This is a genomic window from Sphingomonas sp. Leaf33 (assembly GCF_001421785.1).
GTDB lineage: Bacteria > Pseudomonadota > Alphaproteobacteria > Sphingomonadales > Sphingomonadaceae > Sphingomonas.
The window spans coordinates 1,756,469-1,775,901 of record NZ_LMLB01000001.1 but is presented as its reverse complement, the minus strand read 5'-3'; the positions used below and the strand labels follow the sequence as shown (position 1 = coordinate 1,775,901).

General features: G+C 66.3%; 20 protein-coding genes and 1 tRNA gene. 4 read left to right on the top strand and 17 right to left on the bottom strand.

Annotation, left to right across the window (positions count from 1 at the left end):
* Window positions 1–13: 13 nt before the first annotated feature.
* Entirely contained in the window at window positions 14–790 is a 777-nt protein-coding gene (locus tag ASE86_RS08800) for an SPOR domain-containing protein (RefSeq protein ID WP_056424767.1), read from the bottom strand.
* Entirely contained in the window at window positions 774–1,799 is a 1,026-nt protein-coding gene (locus ASE86_RS08795) for a lytic transglycosylase domain-containing protein (protein WP_082441765.1), read from the bottom strand. The genes ASE86_RS08800 and ASE86_RS08795 overlap by 17 nt, the downstream gene beginning before the upstream one ends.
* A gap of 113 nt (window positions 1,800–1,912) precedes the next feature.
* On the opposite strand from ASE86_RS08795, the gene ASE86_RS08790 reads away from it, so the two are divergent.
* A tRNA-Ser gene (locus tag ASE86_RS08790) sits at window positions 1,913–2,002 on the top strand.
* A gap of 15 nt (window positions 2,003–2,017) precedes the next feature.
* Here the strand turns inward: ASE86_RS08790 and ASE86_RS08785 are convergent.
* The 13 genes from ASE86_RS08785 to rpsB all read right to left on the bottom strand — a co-directional run bounded on the left by ASE86_RS08785 (window position 2,018) and on the right by rpsB (window position 13,969).
* Entirely contained in the window at window positions 2,018–2,353 is a 336-nt protein-coding gene (locus ASE86_RS08785; protein WP_235524024.1) for a PilZ domain-containing protein, read from the bottom strand.
* Between the two features lie 62 nt (window positions 2,354–2,415).
* The gene (gene rpmE, locus ASE86_RS08780; protein ID WP_056424764.1) at window positions 2,416–2,646 is read right to left on the bottom strand and encodes a 50S ribosomal protein L31; all 231 of its coding nucleotides are present in this window, start codon (window positions 2,644–2,646) and stop codon (window positions 2,416–2,418) included.
* A gap of 133 nt (window positions 2,647–2,779) precedes the next feature.
* Window positions 2,780–3,241, bottom strand: a complete 462-nt coding sequence (gene fabZ, locus ASE86_RS08775; RefSeq protein ID WP_414881266.1) for a 3-hydroxyacyl-ACP dehydratase FabZ — start codon at window positions 3,239–3,241, stop codon at window positions 2,780–2,782.
* Window positions 3,242–3,261: 20 nt separating this feature from the next.
* Window positions 3,262–3,897 carry an OmpH family outer membrane protein gene (locus ASE86_RS08770; RefSeq protein ID WP_082441764.1) on the bottom strand — a complete coding sequence of 212 codons (636 nt, stop codon included), beginning with the start codon at window positions 3,895–3,897 and terminating at the stop codon, window positions 3,262–3,264.
* Window positions 3,897–6,740: an outer membrane protein assembly factor BamA gene (gene bamA / locus ASE86_RS08765; RefSeq protein WP_414881280.1), complete on the bottom strand. Its 2,844-nt coding sequence runs from the start codon at window positions 6,738–6,740 to the stop codon at window positions 3,897–3,899. The genes ASE86_RS08770 and bamA overlap by 1 nt, the downstream gene beginning before the upstream one ends.
* 32 nt (window positions 6,741–6,772) lie before the next feature.
* Window positions 6,773–7,906, bottom strand: coding sequence for a M50 family metallopeptidase (locus tag ASE86_RS08760; protein WP_056424748.1), 1,134 nt, complete (start codon window positions 7,904–7,906; stop codon window positions 6,773–6,775).
* 10 nt (window positions 7,907–7,916) lie between these two features.
* Window positions 7,917–9,074 carry a 1-deoxy-D-xylulose-5-phosphate reductoisomerase gene (locus ASE86_RS08755; protein ID WP_056424745.1) on the bottom strand — a complete coding sequence of 386 codons (1,158 nt, stop codon included), beginning with the start codon at window positions 9,072–9,074 and terminating at the stop codon, window positions 7,917–7,919.
* The gene (locus ASE86_RS08750; RefSeq protein WP_056424741.1) at window positions 9,071–9,838 is read right to left on the bottom strand and encodes a phosphatidate cytidylyltransferase; all 768 of its coding nucleotides are present in this window, start codon (window positions 9,836–9,838) and stop codon (window positions 9,071–9,073) included. The genes ASE86_RS08755 and ASE86_RS08750 overlap by 4 nt, the downstream gene beginning before the upstream one ends.
* Window position 9,839: 1 nt before the next feature.
* Entirely contained in the window at window positions 9,840–10,538 is a 699-nt protein-coding gene (locus ASE86_RS08745) for an isoprenyl transferase (RefSeq protein ID WP_056424738.1), read from the bottom strand.
* A 139-nt stretch (window positions 10,539–10,677) separates the two neighbouring features.
* Entirely contained in the window at window positions 10,678–11,235 is a 558-nt protein-coding gene (frr, locus tag ASE86_RS08740) for a ribosome recycling factor (RefSeq protein WP_056424735.1), read from the bottom strand.
* Window positions 11,236–11,237: 2 nt separating this feature from the next.
* Window positions 11,238–11,966, bottom strand: a complete 729-nt coding sequence (gene pyrH / locus ASE86_RS08735; protein ID WP_056424732.1) for a UMP kinase — start codon at window positions 11,964–11,966, stop codon at window positions 11,238–11,240.
* 115 nt (window positions 11,967–12,081) lie between these two features.
* On the bottom strand, window positions 12,082–13,029 hold the full coding sequence (tsf, locus tag ASE86_RS08730) for a translation elongation factor Ts (protein WP_056424730.1): 948 nt from the start codon (window positions 13,027–13,029) through the stop codon (window positions 12,082–12,084).
* An 88-nt stretch (window positions 13,030–13,117) separates the two neighbouring features.
* Window positions 13,118–13,969, bottom strand: coding sequence for a 30S ribosomal protein S2 (gene rpsB / locus ASE86_RS08725; protein WP_056424726.1), 852 nt, complete (start codon window positions 13,967–13,969; stop codon window positions 13,118–13,120).
* A 312-nt stretch (window positions 13,970–14,281) separates the two neighbouring features.
* On the opposite strand from rpsB, the gene ASE86_RS08720 reads away from it, so the two are divergent.
* Window positions 14,282–14,509 (top strand): hypothetical protein, encoded by a 228-nt coding sequence (locus tag ASE86_RS08720; RefSeq protein ID WP_156347078.1) that lies wholly within the window; start codon window positions 14,282–14,284, stop codon window positions 14,507–14,509.
* Here the strand turns inward: ASE86_RS08720 and ASE86_RS08715 are convergent.
* Together ASE86_RS08715 and ASE86_RS08710 are read right to left on the bottom strand one after the other, a co-directional pair.
* Window positions 14,454–15,278 (bottom strand): CDP-alcohol phosphatidyltransferase family protein, encoded by an 825-nt coding sequence (locus ASE86_RS08715; protein ID WP_056424717.1) that lies wholly within the window; start codon window positions 15,276–15,278, stop codon window positions 14,454–14,456. The genes ASE86_RS08720 and ASE86_RS08715 overlap by 56 nt on opposite strands.
* Window positions 15,268–16,014, bottom strand: coding sequence for a phosphatidylserine decarboxylase (locus ASE86_RS08710; protein ID WP_056424714.1), 747 nt, complete (start codon window positions 16,012–16,014; stop codon window positions 15,268–15,270). The genes ASE86_RS08715 and ASE86_RS08710 overlap by 11 nt, the downstream gene beginning before the upstream one ends.
* A 212-nt stretch (window positions 16,015–16,226) precedes the next feature.
* Between ASE86_RS08710 and ASE86_RS08705 the strand changes: the two genes are divergently transcribed.
* Both ASE86_RS08705 and ASE86_RS08700 read left to right on the top strand, forming a co-directional pair.
* Complete coding sequence (locus ASE86_RS08705) at window positions 16,227–17,450, top strand: NADP-dependent isocitrate dehydrogenase (protein ID WP_056424711.1); 1,224 nt, start codon at window positions 16,227–16,229, stop codon at window positions 17,448–17,450.
* Window positions 17,451–17,604: 154 nt separating this feature from the next.
* Window positions 17,605–19,377 carry a cation:proton antiporter gene (locus tag ASE86_RS08700; RefSeq protein WP_056424708.1) on the top strand — a complete coding sequence of 591 codons (1,773 nt, stop codon included), beginning with the start codon at window positions 17,605–17,607 and terminating at the stop codon, window positions 19,375–19,377.
* Window positions 19,378–19,433: the final 56 nt, after the last annotated feature.

The window sequence follows — 19,433 nt, the reverse complement described above, 5'->3', positions numbered from 1 at the left end:
AGTACGCTAGGAATCAGGGAAAACGGACGATCGTCGCGCCGGCATAACCGCGCCGGGCCGCATCGGCCTTGGCACGCTCTGCGGCGGGAAGGGTCGGATAGGGCCCGAGGCGGACACGCCAGACGGGCGGGCCGGCGATGACCGCGCCACCCAGCGCCCGGGCCAGCGTCATCGCACGGTCGGCGCTGGAGACGGCGGCAACCTGTACGGAATAGCCGGAGCGGACCACTGCGCCCGGCGCCACGACGGGTTCGGCAGACGCCGGACGGACGGCTGCGGGCTTGCGGGACGTGGCCGCACTCTTGCGCTCCGACGCCGGTGGCGTTGCCGGCACGGGAGTAGCGGGAAGTTTCTTGCGCAGCGCGGCGAGCAAGGCGGGCGGCGCATCGGGCCGCGGCTCCCCGGCGCGACCGGCACGCAACTGCGCGATATCCTGCGCCAGCGCGACGACGCGGCGGACGCGGACCCCGCCGGTCGCTCCGCCCAGCACCGCGGCGGCGTCGACCGACAGCATCGCGACCCGTCCCTCAGCGACCTCGCCATCGGCCACATTGGCGACGATCGTCCGGCCGGTGTCGAGTGCCGTCACTTCGGCATAGCCACCCGCCGGCAAACCGCGCGCGATGACGAAGATGCCGGGCATCTGCGCGACATCGGCGCGCCCGACGACATCGAAACGCGCTTCGCCCGCCGCGATCTGCGACGATCCGCGCGGGCCGTCACCGGGCGGCGGCTCCTGCGCGGTTACCGGCGCGGAAAGGATCAGGACAAGGCTAACGAGCGACTTCATCGGCGAGCAGCCCTACCGAAAGCGCATAGAAATTCGAGCAATTATAATCCAGGATCACGCGATAATTGCCGGTCAGCAGATACGCGGTGCGGCCGGGGCCGTCCGGCTCCATGACGGTCGCGAGCACGTCGTCTGTCGGCCACCCACCGTCCTGAGACACGATCCCCAGCCGTCGCCACTCGCCGATCGTCCGCCAGCGGCTGTGGCGATCGTGCACGCGCGGGCACCGCGGCGAAAGCGTTCGGTTGGTCATCCCGGCCCGGTCGAAGCCTGCTGGCAGCGTCACGGCAAAGCCCCAGGGCTGACCGGCGCGCCATCCCGCATTGACGAAATAATTGGCGATCGAAGCAAGCGTATCGGCCGGGTTCGACCAGATATCCGCCCGGCCATCGCCGTCGCCGTCGCGCGCCAGGCGCAGGTAGACCGACGGCAGGAATTGCGGATAGCCGAATGCCCCTGCCCAACTGCCCTTCAGCCGGTCGCGCGGGACGCCGCGGTCGATCATTTTCAGGGTCGCGATGAATTCGTCGGTGAACAGCTGGCGGCGGCGCCCCTCGTAGGCGAGGCTGGCCAGGCTGCGCGGCAGATCGAAATTGCCGGTGTAAGCGCCGTAATTCGTCTCGTGCCCCCAGATCGCGACCATGATCGATTCGGGCACGCCCGTCTCGCGCTCGATCCGTTCCAGCCGCGGGCGTTCGCGCTGATAGGCGGCGCGGCCACGGCCGATGCGTGCGGCATCGACATGCTGCGCCTTATACGGCGCGAAGTTCGGGATGGGCGCGTTCGGCGACGCTTCGGGCTGCTGCCGGTCGAGCTCGACGACACGCGGATTGAAGGTCAGCGATGCTGCGACGCTGTCGAAGGTCGCGGGCCTAACCCCTTCGGAAAGCGCCCGTCCGCGGATCGACTGGAGGAAACTCTGGAAGCCGACGTCATCCTGCGCGCTGGCGCCGGTCGCCAACAGCAACGTCGTGGCCACCAGCCCGCTCGCCAATTTGCGCCAACGCATACGCTACCCCCGTTTACCAAGGCGCGGTGATGCCACAGCCGGGCGCACAGGGGGAACCCCAAACATCCCGGCGCTTGCACAAATGGTCGCAACGGCTAAGGGGCAGCGAACCCGGAGGGATGGCCGAGTGGTTTAAGGCAGCGGTCTTGAAAACCGCCGTGGGTGGAAGCTCACCGTGGGTTCGAATCCCACTCTCTCCGCCACTTCGTCGCAAACGCTCAGGGCGTGACGAGCTGCTCGAACTGTCCGCGGTCGAGCGGAGATTGGAACTCGCAGCCCGCTTCGAAATCGTCGGACCAGCGTATGGTCGCGACGACAGGGCCGATCACCGGCAGCGTCAGCCAGATCATCGCGCCGGTCTTCAGCGCGGAATAGGTCTGGATGCGGGCACCGTGCACCGACAGGTCGGTAACCTTGCACAAGGTGCGGTCGAGGCCGCCGCGGCCGATCTTCGCATCGAGCGAAACCGGCGCGCGGGGCGTACGACGCCGGTCGGTCGAAACCGCCGGCTCGAATTCGGCATTGAACAGGACGGGTTCCAGGGGCGTCAACATGGGACCGCCCTTGTGGCACGCGACGGTTAACGCCGCGTTGACCTGCCCGCCCCTTCGCCGGCTTACTTCTTGCCGAGCGACAGACCGCCGAAGCGCTTGTTGAAGCGTGCGACTTGGCCGCCCTGATCGAGCATCTGGCCACGACCGCCGGTCCAGGCCGGGTGCGCCAGCGGATCGATGTCCAGCTGCATCGTGTCGCCTTCCTTGCCCCAGGTGGAGCGGGTTTCGAACACGGTACCGTCGGTCATCTGGATCTTGATCATGTGGTAATCGGGGTGCGTATCGGCCTTCATGGGTCTTGCTCCGGAAAATGGCTGGTTCCGACCAGCCTGAAAGGAAGGCGCGCCGTTACAGCGCGCCTGGGTAAAAGTCAAAGACGCCCCCCGTTCGTCCTGGGCTTGCCGAAGCACGAACAGAGGGTGGGATTTATGCGGCCTGCGGAGGGTCAGCAATCATTGCGGTGAACTCGCATTCGGCGGCCAGTTCCCCGTCGATCTTAGCCTTGCCGGCGAACTTGCAGACGCGCGCGCGCTTCTGGACGAATTCGACCTCAAGCCGGAGCAAGACGCCCGGCTCGACCGGCTTGCGGAATTTCACGCCGTCGATCGACATGAAATAGACGAGCTTGCCGGTCCCAGCGAGGCCCAGGCTCTCGACCGCCAGCACGCCGGCGGCTTGCGCCAGCGCCTCTACGATCAGCACGCCCGGCATGATCGGCCGGCCGGGAAAGTGCCCCTGGAAGAAGCCTTCGTTGATCGTCACCGCCTTGATGGCCGTGATCGACCGGTCGAGGATCAATTCCTCGACGCGGTCGACCAGCAGCATCGGATAGCGGTGCGGCAGTGCCGCCATGACCCGCGCGGTATCGAGCGGGCCATGGTTGGTCACGGCCGTGTCCGCCCCGTCGCTCATCGGCCGGTGGCGGGCCGGGTCGTGGCGGGTCGCGCAGACGTCGGAGCCGGCGTGGTGCCGGCGGCCGGAGCAGCGGCCTGTGCCGGTGCCGTCACGCTGACCGACGGCAGCGCGGTGTTCAGCGCGGCCAGAACGGCGTCGGTGATGTCGACGGCAGGGGCGTTGTAGAAGGTGTTGTTCTTGTCGACGGCGATCGTCGCACCGCGCTGGCTCGCGACCTGCGTGATGACCGGGCCCAGCCGTTCGCCGATCTGCTGGCGGACGTACGCCACGTTGCGCTGGAACGTCTGTTCCTGTGTCTGGACCTGCTGCTGCGCCTGCTGCTGACGCGTCTCGAACGTGCGGATGCGCGTCTGGAGCGCGGCATCCGGCGTGCCCTTGGCAGCGGTCACCGCGGTCTGGAGCGACTGCGCCTCGGTCTGGAGCGGCGTGCCAAGCTGCTGCGCCAGCGTCTGGAGCTGTGCGCGCTGCGCCTGGAGCTGGGTGTTCGCGGCAACGCACGCCGTGCACTGGCCAAAGATGCGATCGCTGTCGACGACGGCGATCTTGGCATCCGGCAGCGCCTGCGCAGCGGCCAGGTTCGGGATCATCGCGCTCGCGGCGAGAAGGGCGGTAGCAAAAACGGTCTTCATCAGAACTGAGTCCCTACGTTGAAGGTGAGAAGCTTGGTGTCGTCGCCCGGCTCCTTCAGCAGCGCCTTGGCCAGGTCGATGCGGAGGGGACCGAACGGGGAGTTCCAGTTGACGCCGATACCGACGGACAGGCGCGGTCGCGCCGAATCGCCGACGAAGCGTTCGAAGAAGGCAGGTGTCGGCGAACCCAGGATGGCGGTGTTGACCTGCGTGCCGACACACGGCCCGCCAAGCGTGGCGGAGCTGCCGACCGCGCAGGTCGTGGGCACGGCGGTTGCATCGAGCGCATTGGCGTACAGCTGACGGCCCTGCTCGTCCTTGGCATAGCTCTGGAAATCGAGCAGCGTCGGCGACCCGTCCGAGTTGAACCGCAGCGAGCCATCGGCATTGCGCGCCTGGGCGAACGCCGTCGTCGGCAGCGGGCGGGTCACGCCGAACAGTGCGCCGGCCTGAACGAAGATCGACGGACGCAGGCCCATTTCGCGTGCACCGGCGCCGAGCGGAATCTCGAGCTCCGCCTTGCCCAGATAATAGGCGCGGCCGCCCAGCGCGTCGTCGACGATCTGGTTGCGGTCGGTGACCAGTGCCTGGTCTCCGCCGGCAACCGTGCCGGTGTACGGGATGCGCTGCACGCGCGGACCGACGCCGCGGATGTCGAACCCGCGGAACTGCGGTTCGCCCAGATAGAAGCGGTCGACGATGCGGACAGGATCGATGCCCGGGCCACGGCTGTCCTCCAGGCTGTGGATGTAGCCGCCCTCGGCCGTCGTCGAGAAGATGAAGCCGCTGCGCCCGATACCCCAGTATTTCGCCGCGTTGACCACGCCGCGCAGGTACCGGACCTGACCGCCGAGACCGGCGAAGTCACCCGACAGCGACACGCGCTGGCCGCGCGTCGGGCGCAGGCGACTGTTCAGGCTGTCGAAGCTAAGCCCGAGGCCGACCGACGAGGTCAGGCGGTTGCCGACCGCCTCGCACAGATAGCGTCCGGCCTTGATCGGGTCGCAGACCCCGTTTGTGAAGTACAGCGCCGGGTCGAGCCCGACATTGTCCTGCGACAGGTTGTAGCGGCCCGACAGCGTCCAGAATTCGGTCAGCGGCACGCCGGTCGCGAGCTGGAAGCCGGTCGACACCTGCGAATAGGTCGTCGTCCGGTCGCCGCTCTGCGTCAGGTTGAACGCGTTGAGGTCGCGACGGAAGATCGTCAGGCCGAGCGCGACGTTCTTGTCGAACAGATAGGGTTCGGTGAAGCCCAGTTCGACCGCCTTCGAATAGCTCGAATAGTTGACCGAAGCGCGCAGGTCCTGGCCCTTGCCGCGGAAGTTGCGCTGGCGGATCGACGCCTGGATGATGAACCGCTCGAGGCTCGAGAAGCCTGCCGACAGCGACAGCTCGCCGGTCGCGCGTTCCTCGACATTGGCGTTCAGCGTGATGCGGTCCGGCGTCGAGCCGGGCTTCTGCTCGATCTCGAACTTGTCCTGGAAATAGCCGAGCGAATTGATGCGGTCGGTCGACCGCTTCACCAGGAAGGTGTTGAACGCGTCGCCTTCGGCCAGGCGCATCTCGCGACGGACCACGCGGTCCTGCGTCTGCGTGTTGCCGGTGATGTCGATCTTCTCGACATATGTCCGATTGGCTTCTTTGATCTTGAAGTTGATCGTCATCGTCAGGTTTTCGCGGTTGCGCTGGAATTCCGGCTCCACCTCCGCGAACGCGTACCCGAACAGGCCCGACGCCTCGCTCAGCGACTCGACCGAATCCTCGACCTTCTTGGCGTCGTACCAGTCGCCCTTCTTCATCGGCAGCGAGGCAGCCAGCGCGGTGTCGCTGAAGTCGCGGATGTCGCTGTCGACGGTCACGTCGCCGAACTTGTAGCGCGGGCCTTCCTCGACCACGTAGGTGATGATGAAGTCGCGCTTGTCCGGGGTCAGCTCGGCGACGGCCGAGATGACGCGGAAATCGGCATAGCCGTTGGTCAGGTAGAACTGGCGCAGCTTCTGCTGGTCATAGGCCAGGCGATCCTGGTCGTAGGAGGTGTTGGACGACAGCAGGGTCGTCAGTCGCGACTCCTTCGTCACCATTTCCTTGCGCAGCTTGCCGTCGTCGAACACCTCGTTGCCGATGATGTTGATCTGGCGGACCTTGGACTTGGGCCCTTCGCGGATTTCGAAGATCACGTCGACGCGGTTCTGGTCCAGGCTGACCATCTTCGGTTCGACCACCGCGGCGAAGCGGCCCTGGCGGCGATACAGCTCGACGATGCGCGCGACGTCGGCACGCACTGCGGTGCGCGTGAAGATCTGCCGCGGCTTAAGCTTCAGTTCCTTTTCGATCTTGTCGTTCTTCAGCCGCTTGTTGCCCTCCAGCACCACGCGGTTGATGATCGGGTTCTCGCGGACGCGGACGACCAGGTCGCCCGTCTCGACGCCGGCGATCGACACGTCGGCCAGCAGGTCGGACGCCAGCAAGTCCTTGATCGCCTGGTCGATCGTCTCGTTGGTGTAGTCCTGCCCGATCCGCAGCTTGGTATAGCTCAGGATCGTGTCCGGCTCGACGCGCTGCGAGCCTTCGACGCGGATGGTGCGGATCGTCCGCGTCACCGCGGGCGCCAGCACCGGCGCAGGCGCGGCCGCCGTCGTCGCGGCGGGCTGCCGGGTTGCGGCCGCCGGGGGCGTCGTCTGGGCCTGAGCCTGGGCGACCATCGGCACACCGGCCAGGATGGTACCGGTCAGCAGCGCGGCGGCGCCACGCACCGATGCTGTCGAGCGCTTGTTCGAAGTCACGTATCCACCCCAGTCGGAAAAATTTCTGCTCGACGGCAATCGCGTGCCGCCCTGCCCCATGCGGGTCAGCCGATCAAGTCGGCCCATCGGCTTTAGCCGACCAGCCCGGCTATACCGCGCCAAAGTCCAAAGGCGCCCAGGTCGTTGATCGTCACCAGGACCATCAGCGCCAGGATCGCGGCCAATCCGCCGCGAAACGCCCATTCCATCGCCTGCGGACTGACCGGCCGCCGACGTATCGCCTCGACCGCGTAGAACATCAGATGCCCCCCGTCGAGAACCGGAACTGGCAACAGGTTGATGAATCCCAGATTAATCGAGATGAGCGCCATCAGCGAAATGAACTCTGGCCACCCCAGCGTCAGCTGTTCGCCCGACACCTGCGCGATCTTCAGCGGCCCGCCCAGTTCCTGCAAAGACCGGCGGCCGGTTACGATCTGACCGATCGTGTCGACCATCATGCCCAGAATTTCGCCGGTACGCCGCACGCCAATGACGGGCGCCTCGACTACCGACACCGGCGACCATACGGGCGCCGACGGACCGATGCCGATCCGGCCGACCTTGTACTGATTGCCGAACCGGTCGCCCTCGCGGATCGTGCCGATGGTCAGCGGCACCGGGATCGTCCGTCCGTTGCGGACGATATCGACCGTCACGGTCTCGCCCGGACGCATCGCGGCGTACATCCGCAGATCGTCGAACCGATCGACCGACTTGTCGCCGATTTCGACGATGCGATCGCCCCGCGCCAGGCCGGCCTTCGCCGCGGCACTCCCCGCCTCGATCACGCCGACGACGGGCGGCGTCGTGCTCTGGCCATAGGCGAGCGCAAAGCCGCCCAGGATCAGGACCGCCAGGATCAGGTTGATCGCCGGGCCGGCCGCGACGATGATCGCGCGCTGCCACACGGGCTTCGCCTGGAACGTCTTCGCGCGTTCGGACGGTGGCAGTTGCAACCATTCGGCGGTCGGTTGCGATGCCGGGTTCATGTCGCCGGCGAACTTCACATAGCCGCCCAGCGGCAGCCAGCCGAACTTCCAGCGCGTACCGCGCGCGTCGGTGAAACCGGCGACTTCGCGGCCGAAGCCGATCGAGAATTCCTCCGCCTTCACCCCGAACCAGCGGCCGGCGATGTAGTGGCCGAATTCGTGAATGAACACGAGCGGCCCGAGCAGCAGGAGAAAGGCGCCGATGTAGAGGAGAAATCCGGGAGCTTCGGTCACGCAGCCAATCCTAAGCGGCTTTCGCCAGTACACGATCCCCTGCGATCCGTCGCGCCCCCGCGTCGACCTCAAGCACGGCATCCAGGGTGTCCGGCGCGCCCGGATCGTAGCTGTCCATCGTATCCGCCACGATTGCGGCAATTTCAAGAAAGCCGATCGTGCCCGCCAGGAAGGCCGCGACGGCGACCTCGTTCGCCGCATTCAGGATGGCCGGTCGCGCCCCGCCCGCCTCCAGCGCGGCGCGTGCCAGCGCCAGGGCGGGGAAGCGGACCATGTCGGCCGCTTCGAAATCGAGCCGGCCGATGGCGGCGAGATCGAGCGGAGCCATCGGTGTTGCCATCCGGTCCGGCCAGGCGAGTGCATGGGCGATCGGCACGCGCATATCGGGCGGCCCAAGCTGCGCCAGCAGCGAGCCGTCGACATATTCGACCAGGCTGTGAATCACCGACTGGCGGTGAACCAGCACGTCCAGCTGGTCGGGGCGGAGCGCGAACAGGTGCCTGGCCTCGATCAGCTCAAGCCCCTTGTTCATCATCGACGCCGAATCGACCGAGATCTTGGCACCCATCGACCAGTTGGGATGCGCGACCGCTTGTGCCGGCGTGATGCGGCGCATCTCGTCGAGCGATCGTTCGCGGAACGGGCCGCCGCTCGCAGTCAGGATGACGCGGCGGACACGGTCGCGGTTGGCGGGCTCCAGGCACTGGAAGATCGCATTATGTTCCGAATCGACCGGCAGCAGCGTAGCGCCGGTGCGGGCGACGGCCGCCATCATGACGTCGCCGGCCGAAACGAGCGCTTCCTTGTTGGCGAGCGCGACCGCCCTGCCCTGCTCGATCGCCGCCATCACCGGCTTCAGGCCCGCACAGCCGACGATCGCCGCCATGGTCCAGTCGGCGTCCATCGCCGCCGTCTCGGCGACCGCGGCGGGACCACCGGCGACTTCGGTATCGGTGCCGGCCAGCGCGTCGCGCAACGCCGGCAGGCAGGTCTCGTCCGCGACCACCGCTCGTTTCGCCCGCGTGCGGCGCGCGGCATCGGCGAGCTTGGCGACGTCGCAATTGGCGGTCAGCGCGATCACTTCGAACTGTTCCGGCGACCGTTCGATCAAGTCGAGGGTCGAGGTGCCGACCGATCCGGTCGCACCGAGGATAGTGACTGTCTTCATGCCACCCACGCCGTCACCTCGATCAGCAGCGCCGCCACGACCGCGACCGGAACAACGCCGTCGAGCCGGTCGAGCACACCGCCGTGCCCCGGCAGCAGATTGCTCGAATCCTTGACGCCCGCCCGCCGCTTCAACCAGCTTTCGTAGAAATCGCCGACCTGCGACAGCACCGACAGCAACGGGGTTATCATCACGAATCTGAACGGCAGACCCGCCCACACGTGCAGCGCGAACGCGAGCAGCGTGGCGGCGACCAGGCCACCGATCAGCCCCGCCCATGTCTTGTTCGGGCTGATCGACGGCGCGATCTTCGGTCCGCCGATCAAGCGCCCGGAGAAATACGCGCCCGTATCGGTCGCCCATACCAGCGACATCGCCCACAATGTCAGCAGGATGCCGTTCGGCTGAGCGCGCAGCAGCACCAGCGAGAACACCGGCAGCCCGAGGTATACGGCCCCCCACCCCAGCCCGCTGTTGCGCGTGGTCGCCGCGATGAAGAAGCCCGCGCCCGCGATCAGGCCCAGGACCAACGGGTCCGGCCCCGCCGCGATCGGCGACAGGATCGCCAGCGGCACCGAGACGGCAAATTGCGCGAGCCGACGCTGGCGCCTGTCGGCCTGGTGCAGGTCGGCCCATTCGCCCATCATCAGCACGCCCGCGACCACCGCGAGCAGCCAGAAGGCAAGGTCGCCCAGCCACAGCGCGAGACCCGCAAGCACCAGCAGGATGAGCGCGACGATCGTCTTGCGACCCAGATCCCTCATGTCACAGCCCCCCGAACCGGCGTTGGCGCTGCGCAAAGGCGGCCAGCGCATCGGCGAGCGCGGTGCCGTCGAAATCGGGCCACAGCGTGTCGACGAACAGCAGTTCGGCGTATGCCGCCTGCCACAGCAGGAAATTTGACAGGCGCTGCTCGCCCGACGTGCGGATCAGCAGGTCGACCGGCGGCAAGGCGCCCGATTGCAACGACCCTTCGAACAGCGCCTCGTCGATCGTGTCGGGGTCCAAGTTGCCGGCCACGGACGCGATCGCCAGGTTACGGGCGGCGGCAGCGATTTCCGCCTGCGCGCCGTAATTCAGTGCGATGACGACGGTCGGCCCCGGATTGCCCGCTGTCTGCGCGACGGCGTCATCGATGAGTTCGACCAGATCGGGCGCCAGTGCGCGGTAGGCACCGATGATGTGCAGCCGTACGCCTTCGCGGTGGAATTCCGCCAGATCCTCGCGGATGAAGCGGCGCAGCAGGCCCATCAGGTCGCCGACCTCCTCGGCCGGGCGCCGCCAGTTCTCGGAGGAAAAGGCGTAGAGCGTCAGTACCTCGATGCCCTGCTCGCGCGCGGCCCGCGCGACCTTGCGCACCGCCTCGACCCCCTTTCGGTGGCCGGCGATGCGCGGCAGGAACCGGGCCTTCGCCCAGCGGCCGTTGCCGTCCATGATGATCGCGACGTGGCGGGGTAGGGTCATCGGGCCATACCACCACAGTTCGCCCTGAGCTTGTCGAAGGGCCGTTCTTCGATACGCCCGCTAATCTCTCGCAGCACGAAGTACGGTGCTTCGACAAGCTCAGCACGAACGGGGAGAGCACGGGACGCGCCAAATGGCGTCACTTGCCCAGGATTTCCTTTTCCTTCGCCGCCGCCGCCGCGTCGATGTCGGCGATGGTCGCGTCGGTCAGCTTCTGGACCTCGGTTTCGTGGCGCTTGCGCTCGTCCTCGCCGAAGACGCCCTTCTTCTCGTCCGTCTTCAGCGCGTCCATGCCGTCGCGACGGACGTTGCGCGCAGCGATCCGGGCGTTCTCGGCGTATTTGCCCGCGAGCTTCGCAAGTTCCTTGCGACGCTCCTCGGTCAGGTCGGGGATCGGCAGGCGCAGCGTCTGGCCATCGACGATGGGGTTGAGGCCGAGACCCGCCGAGCGGATCGCCTTATCGGCCGGGCCGACGTTCGACTTGTCCCACACCTGCACGCTCAACAACCGCGGCTCGGGCGCCGAGACGGTCGCGACCTGGTTCAGCGGCATGTGACTGCCATAGACCTCGACCGTCACCGGATCGAGCATGTTGACCGACGCGCGGCCGGTCCGCAGACCGATGAGGTCGCTCTTCAGCGCTTCGACCGAGCCAGCCATGCGGCGTTCGAGGTCGGACTTGTCATAGGCGGCCATGATTACTTCTCCTGAGCGGCTTGAACGACCGTCGATGTGCCGTCGCCTGCGAGGACGCGGGCGAGGTTGCCGCGTTCGCGGATGTTGAACACGACGATCGGGATATTGTTGTCGCGGCACAATGCCACGGCGGACGCATCCATCACCTTGAGATTGTCGGAGAGGACACGATCGTAACTCACGGTCGGATAACGGGTCGCCGTCGCCACCTTCTTCGGATCGGCATCATAGACGCCATCGACCGACGTGCCCTTGAACAAGGCGTCGCACTTCATCTCGGCAGCCCGCAGCGCCGCGCCCGAATCGGTGGTGAAGAACGGCGAGCCAACGCCGGCCGCGAAGATCACGATGCGCCCCTTCTCCAGATGCCGCTCGGCGCGGCGGCGGATGAAGGGTTCGCAGACACTCGCCATCGGGATCGCCGACTGGACCCGGGTCTGAACGCCGATCTGCTCCAGCGCGTTCTGCACCGCGAGCGCGTTCATCACGGTCGCGAGCATCCCCATGTAATCGCCGGTTGCGCGATCCATGCCGCGCGCGGCGCCTGAGATACCGCGAAAGATGTTGCCGCCGCCGACGACGATGCACAGCTCATAGCCCTGCGCGCGCACATCGGCGATTTCGGCCGCAACGCGGGCGATGACGTCAGGATCGATCGACAGGCCACCGTCGCCCATCAGCACCTCGCCCGACAGTTTCAGCAAAACGCGCTTAAATCGGGGCGTGGTCATGGGTGCGGAACAACTCGTTACGATAGATACAGAAGCGGCGCGGACCCTAGGAGGGCCGCGCCGCTTTGCCAACTCTTATCCCTCGCACTCGCGCGCGGGCGGAAGGGACGAGGCGTTACTTCGTGATGCCGGCCGTCGCCGCCACTTCGGCAGCGAAGTCGCTCTCTTCCTTCTCGATGCCTTCACCGAGCTGGAAGCGGACATAGTCCTTCAGCTTGATCGTCGTGCCGACATCCTTGCCCGCCTTGGCGATCACGTCGGCGACCGGCGTCTTGCCGTCCATCACGAACAGCTGGCTTAGAAGCGCGTTCTCCTTACGGTACTTCGCCACATTTCCTTCGACACGCTTTTCCATGATGTCGGCAGGGATGGCCTTACCCTTTTCCGCCACCTCCGCGGCGATTTTCTCACGAGCAATTCCGCGCTCACGCTCAAGGATCTCTGCGTCGAGACCCGTCTCGTCGAGCGCAAGTGGGAAGGCTGCCGCGATGTGCATCGCGACCTGCTTGCCCAGCGGCTCGAGAACGTCGGCACCCGCATCCGATTCGAGCGCGACGAGCACGCCGATCTTGCCCATGCCGGGGACGGCGGCGTTGTGGACGTAGGGCACGACCGCGCCCTGCGACACTTCGAGCACGCGCACGCGGCGCAGCGACTGGTTCTCGCCGATGGTGGCGATGTTATTGGTCAGCGCTTCCTCGACGGTGCGGCCGGACGGGGTCTTGGTGGCCTTCAGCGCGTCCATGTCCTCGCCGTTCTCCAGTGCCAGCTGGGTCACTTCGCGGACGAACGCCTGGAACTGGTCGTTCTTGGCGACGAAGTCGGTTTCCGAGTTCACTTCGACCGCAGCACCCTTGGTGCCGGCAACGGCGACGCCGACCAGACCCTCGGCCGCAGTGCGGCTCGACTTCTTGGCGGCAGCGGCCAGGCCCTTGGTGCGCAGCCAGTCCATGGCGGCGTCGACGTCGCCGTTGTTCTCGGCCAGCGCCTTCTTGCAGTCCATCATGCCCGCGCCGCTCTTCTCGCGCAGGTCCTTGACCATCGAAGCCGTGATGTCGGCCATATCGAATTCCTTGACTGAGTTACATACGAACGCGGCGGAACAGAGCGTGTGTGCGCCCTGCCCCGCCGATGTTACGGTTCAGCGACGCTTACGCGTTGGCGGGCTGCTGCTCACCTTCGGCGGCGGGCACGTCGGCAGCGGGCGCTTCAGCGGCAGCCGGGGCAGCCTGCTGCTCGACGATCGGATCGCTCGACAGCGCTTCCTCGGCCGGAGGCGTGTCCATCGCGCCGATGTCGACGCCGCGCTTGGCCTGGCCCTGCTGGTTGCCGCGGGTCGCCGCGATGGCGACGGCTTCGCAGTACAGGCGGATCGCACGGCTCGCGTCGTCGTTCGCCGGCACCGGGAAGGCGATGCCGTCCGGGCTGACGTTCGAATCGAGGATCGCGACGACCGGGATGCCCAGCGTGTTCGCTTCCTTGATCGCCAGCTCTTCCTTGTTCGCGTCGATCACGAACATGATGTCCGGCACGCCGCCCATGTCCTTGATGCCGCCCAGGCTCAGCTCCAGCTTGTCACGCTCGCGGGTCAGCTGCAGCACTTCCTTCTTGGTGAGGCCGGCGGTGTCGCCCGACAGCTGCTCGTCCAGCGCCTTGAAGCGCTTGATCGACCCCGAGATCGTCTTCCAGTTGGTGAGCATACCGCCCAGCCAGCGGTGGTTGACGTAATACTGGCCGGCCTTGCGCGCCGACTCGGCGATCGGATCCTGCGCCTGGCGCTTGGTGCCGACGAACAGCACCTTGCCGCCACCGGCAACGGTCGAGCTGATGAAGTCGAGAGCGCGCGCGAAGAGCGGAACGGTCTGCGACAGGTCGAGGATGTGCACGCCGTTGCGATCGCCGAAGATGTACGGCTTCATCTTCGGGTTCCAGCGGTGCGTCTGGTGGCCGAAGTGCGCACCCGATTCGAGCAATGCGTGCATGGAGACGACGGGAGCCGCCATAGGATGTGTCCTTTCCGGTTAAGCCTCTGGGAAGCGATGACCGGCCGTTTGATGCGCTAAAAGCGCCGGCGGGCACCGGGTTATGTGCTTCCCATGCGGGGTTGAGGCGGCGCGCTTAGTCGAAAATGAAACAGGACGCAAGCGCCCCTAGCGGAACAAAAGGGGATTGACAGGTGGAACACGAGCGGAACATATTGGCATCGTCGAGTGAACATCGACGGTGTTCCGGTGTTTTTGGAACAACCTATGTAATCAAGCGTCTGGATTCATTGAGTTTCGGGTCAACGAAGCTCGGCAGGGAGCCTGAGGGTGATGGCAATTCTCTCCTACGCTATGTTCGGTGTGGCACTGGCCGCTTCGGTTTGGACGATCTGGGCCACCATCGCGCCGAACTATGCGCGTATCGTCGATCTGCTGGTCAATGGCCCCGTTGCCATGCCGACACGGCTTGCCGCGGTGCCGGCGCGCAGCAATCTGCGCAACGTCAGGGTGCTGGCGGTAGCGGCGTCGCCGCGATCGCCGCAGCGCGCTGCCGCCTGATCTTCGCGTACGACCGGACGCTGAACGGCAGCGTCAGCATGTAAAGGATCGTGGCGACGCTCAGTGTCTGCCACGGGGCAGAGATTACGGCGGCCCCGACCGCAACGATCACCACGATCGCCTCGAACCGGATATTACGGCGCAGCTTCAGTGACGACCAGCTGTAGGTCGCAAGGCTCGACACCATCAGCACCGCGATCAGCGCGATCCAGGGCGCCATCAGCCACGGCGATCGCAGCCACGGCAGATCGGTGACGAACCACAGATACATCGGCAGCAGCGCCAGCGCAGCACCGGCGGGAGCCGGGACGCCGGTCAGGAACCCCGCCGACTTGTGCGGCTGCTCGGTGACATCGATCTGGGCGTTGAAGCGCGCCAGACGCAGCGCGGCGAAAACCGCGTAGACCAAAGCGCAAATCCAGCCGATCCGCGGCTCGGCTTGCAACGACCAGAGATAGATGACGATCGCCGGCGTCACGCCGAAATCGATCGCGTCGGCGAGCGAATCGAGCTCGGCACCGAACCGGCTTTCCCCCCGCAGCAGTCGCGCGATCCGTCCGTCGATCCCGTCGAGCGCCGCCGCGACCATGATGAACACGACCGAGCGCTCCCAGTCGCCACCGATCGCGTAGCGGATCGCCGTCAAGCCGGCACACAGCGCCAGCGCGGTAACGGCGTTGGGGACCAGCGCGCGCAGGGGAATACCCCGATCGGCACGGTTGCGGCGCCTCAGCCCGAACCGCGGCTCGCGGCCGAGGTCACTGGGCAACGCCGACCGCCCTCTGTCCGCCGACCCGGCCGAGGATCGTCTCGCCCGCGACTGCCCGTTGCCCGAGCGCTACCTGCGGCTCGCACCCCTCGGGCAAATACACATCGACCCGGCTGCCGAAGCGGATCAGGCCGATACGCTGGCCGACCGCAACGATGTCGCCGACCTTGGTAAAGGTCATGATGCGACGCGCGACCAGCCCCGCAATCTGCGTGAAGCCGACCTTCGTGCCATCCGCGTCCTCGACCACGAAGTGCTGGCGCTCGTTTTCGTCCGATGCCTTGTCGAGATCGGCGTTCAGGAACTTGCCCGAGATATAGACGACCTGACGGATCGTGCCCGAGATCGGCGTGCGGTTGATGTGCACATCGAACACCGACATGAACACCGACACGCGCACCAGCGGCGCCTCGCCCAAGCCCTGCGGCCCGGCCAGCTCACGCGGCACGGGGACCCGCTCGATCATCGTGACCAGGCCGTCGGCCGGCGAGACGATCAGCCCCTCACCCTGCGGCGTGGTGCGGACGGGGTCGCGGAAGAACGCGGCGACCCAGATCGTCAGGCCGATGAACGGCCACGCCCAGAACCATCCCCCAAGCCACAGCGCCAGCAGCGCGAGGCCGCCGGCGATGACCGTATATTTCCGCCCCTCGGGATGGACGCTCGGAAAACGCCATTTGACGGTCGTCGTGACGGGGAGGCCGCCGGGGCCTTCGGGCTTGCGAAGCGAAGTCATTACCGCTCGATTAGACGCCGGAACATACGCTGACAACGTCGGATGACGTCGGACGATCCGGTATCGCGCCGGGATCAGTCGCATCTGACGCGAGCAGCATGGACGTCTGACCCCGCAGGCCAAGCCAATGACACCGCTCCGACAGACGGTTGATCCCCGCCGCCCCCTCCCCTAGACGCGCCTCAAACCCTCGTTTGAAGGACGACCAAAGCATGGCGAAGATCAAGGTGAAGACGCCCGTCGTGGAGATCGACGGCGATGAAATGACGCGGATCATCTGGGAATGGATTCGCGAGCGCCTGATCAAGCCATACCTCGACATCGACCTGAAATATTACGACCTCTCGGTCGAGAAGCGTGACGAAACCAACGACCAGATCACGGTCGATTCGGCAAACGCGATCCGGGAATATGGCGTCGGCGTGAAGTGCGCGACGATCACGCCCGACGAGGCGCGGGTCGAGGAATTCGGCCTTAAGGAGATGTGGAAGTCGCCGAACGGCACGATCCGCAACATCCTGGGCGGCGTCGTCTTCCGCGAACCGATCGTCATCAGCAACGTGCCGCGCCTGATCCCGGGCTGGACCAAGCCGATCGTCGTCGGCCGCCACGCGTTCGGCGACCAGTATCGCGCGACCGACTTCAAGGTCCCCGGTGCGGGCAAGCTGCGCATGATCTGGGAAGGCGAGAACGGCGAAAAGATCGAGAAGGAAGTGTTCAACTTCCCCGCCGCCGGCGTCGCGATGGGGATGTACAACCTCGACGATTCGATCCGCGACTTCGCGCGCGCGTCGTTCAACTACGGCCTGAACCTGAAGTGGCCGGTGTACCTGTCGACCAAGAACACCATTTTGAAGGCCTATGACGGCCGCTTCAAGGACCTGTTCCAGGAAGTGTTCGAAGCCGAAGGCTTCGCCGAAAAGTTCAAGGCCGCGGGCATCGTCTACGAACACCGCCTGATCGATGACATGGTCGCGTCGGCACTCAAGTGGAGCGGCGAATTCGTCTGGGCGTGCAAGAACTACGATGGCGACGTCCAGTCGGATCAGGTCGCGCAGGGCTTCGGTTCGCTGGGTCTCATGACCTCGGTCCTGCTGTCGCCCGACGGCAAGACCGTCGAGGCGGAAGCCGCGCATGGCACCGTCACCCGGCACTATCGCCAGCATCAGCAGGGCAAGGCGACGTCGACCAACCCGATCGCGTCGATCTTCGCCTGGACCGGCGGCCTGAAATTCCGCGGCAAGTTCGACGACACGCCCGACGTGACGCGCTTCGCCGAGACGCTGGAAAAGGTCTGCATCGAGACGGTCGAGAGCGGCCACATGACCAAGGATCTCGCCATCCTGATTGGCCCGGACCAGCCGTGGATGACCACCGAGCAGTTCTTCGAGGCGGTGCGTCAGAACCTCGAGACGAAGATGGCCAGCTGGCAGTAAGCCCACCCGGTCATTGTAAGCAATCAGTGCAAATCGCCATCACGCCCCGGTCGCCCAGCGCAGCCGGGGCTTTTTGCATGATCCGCATCGCATCGTGGCATAAGTCACGCCAACGCGGGTGACAGGCGTAACGATCGCCGCCTAAGGTTGCGACATGGCGCTCAACCTCGGCAATCACCAATTCTCCGACGCGCTGGTCATCCTCGGCGCTGCGGGGATCGTCATCCCGGCCTTTGCGCGGTTTCGCATCAGTCCGGTCATCGGCTTCATCCTGGTCGGCATCCTGGTCGGCCCGGCCGGGCTCGGCACGCTCATCCCCGATGCGCCGTGGCTCTATTATCTAACGATCAGCGACCCTGAATCGATCGAGCCCTTCGCCGAGCTCGGCATCATCCTGCTGCTGTTCTCGATCGGGTTGGAATTGTCGTTCAAGCGGTTGTGGACGATGCGCCGACTGGTGTTCGGGCTGGGCGCGTTCGAGCTGCTGGTCGCGGCTGCCATCATCGCGGGCGGGCTGCACGTGCTGGGACAGGCATGGTCGGGATCGATCGGCCTGGGCCTCGCGCTCGCGCTGTCCTCGACGGCACTGGTCCTGCCGCTCGTCGGTGCGGCGAGTCAGGTCGGGCGGCCGGCATTCGCCATGCTGCTGTTCGAGGACCTCGCGCTGGTCCCGATCATCTTCGCGCTGGGCGCCATGGCGCCGACCGCGGGAGCGGACGGATGGGCGAACCTCGGCACCGTCGCCCTGCGCGGCGCGATTGCCGTCGCGGCTTTGTTTATCGCCGGGCGTTTTGTCCTGCCCAGGCTGTTCGCGCAGGCCGCGCGGACCAAGAACCCCGAGCTGTTCCTGGCGGCGAGCCTGTTGATCGTCATCGTCGCAAGTCTCATCACCACCGCCGCCGGCCTCTCACCGATCGTCGGAGCGCTGCTCGCCGGGCTGCTGATCGCCGAGACCGAGTATCGCGAAGAGGTCGAGGTGATGACCGAGCCCTTCAAGGGCCTGGCGCTCGGCGTCTTCCTGCTGACGGTCGGGATGCGGCTGGACGTGCAGTTGATCGCGGCCAACTGGCCATCGCTGCTCGCCGCCATCGTCGGTGTCATGGCGGTGAAGATCGTCGTCACCACCGGCGTGCTGAAATTCACCGGCACCCGCACCGGGACTGCGGCGGAAACCGGCGTGCTGATGTCGAGCCCGTCCGAAACGACGCTGATCGTGCTGGGCGTCGCGACGCAGGCGGCGTTGATTCAGCCCTCCACGGCGGCGTTCTGGACGACGGTGACTGCCATCGGCCTGACGATCACGCCGCTGCTGGCAAAGGCCGGACAGGGTATCGCACGGCGGATCGACCGGCAGGAGCGTGTCGCCGACCCGGATGTCGATGCGGAACGCCCGGGCACCGTCATCATCGGCTTCGGCCGTGTCGGGCGCACGGTCGCCGACATGCTGCGTGTCCACGGCAAGCCCTTCGTTGCGGTGGACGCGGACATCGACGGGGTGAACGCCGCGCGCAAGGACGGCTATCCGGTCATCTTCGGCGACGTCGCGCGGTCCGAAATGGTCGACCGCCTGCGGCTGGGCCATGCCGATGCGCTGATCCTGACGATGGACGATCCCGTCCTGACCGTCAGCCTGGCGCGCCGTGTCCGGGCGTGGGTGCCCAACCTGCCGATCATTGCCCGCGCCCGCGACGCCGCCCACGCCGCGGAGCTCTACAGGGCCGGCGTCACCGATGCGGTGCCCGAGACTCTGGAGAGCTCGCTCCAGCTGTCGGAGGCCGTGCTGGTCGACATCGGCGTCGCAATGGGCCCGGTCATCGCTTCGGTCCACGAAAAGCGCGACGAGATGCGCCAGCAGATCAAGGCCGCCGCCGACCTCGACCGCGAACCGCGCATTCGTCGCGTCCGGCGGACGGGGGAGCTCGGCTGAACGCGCGCGTCAGTCGCGGTTCAGTCAGGAAACCCTATCCGGTTCCGGATCGTTAC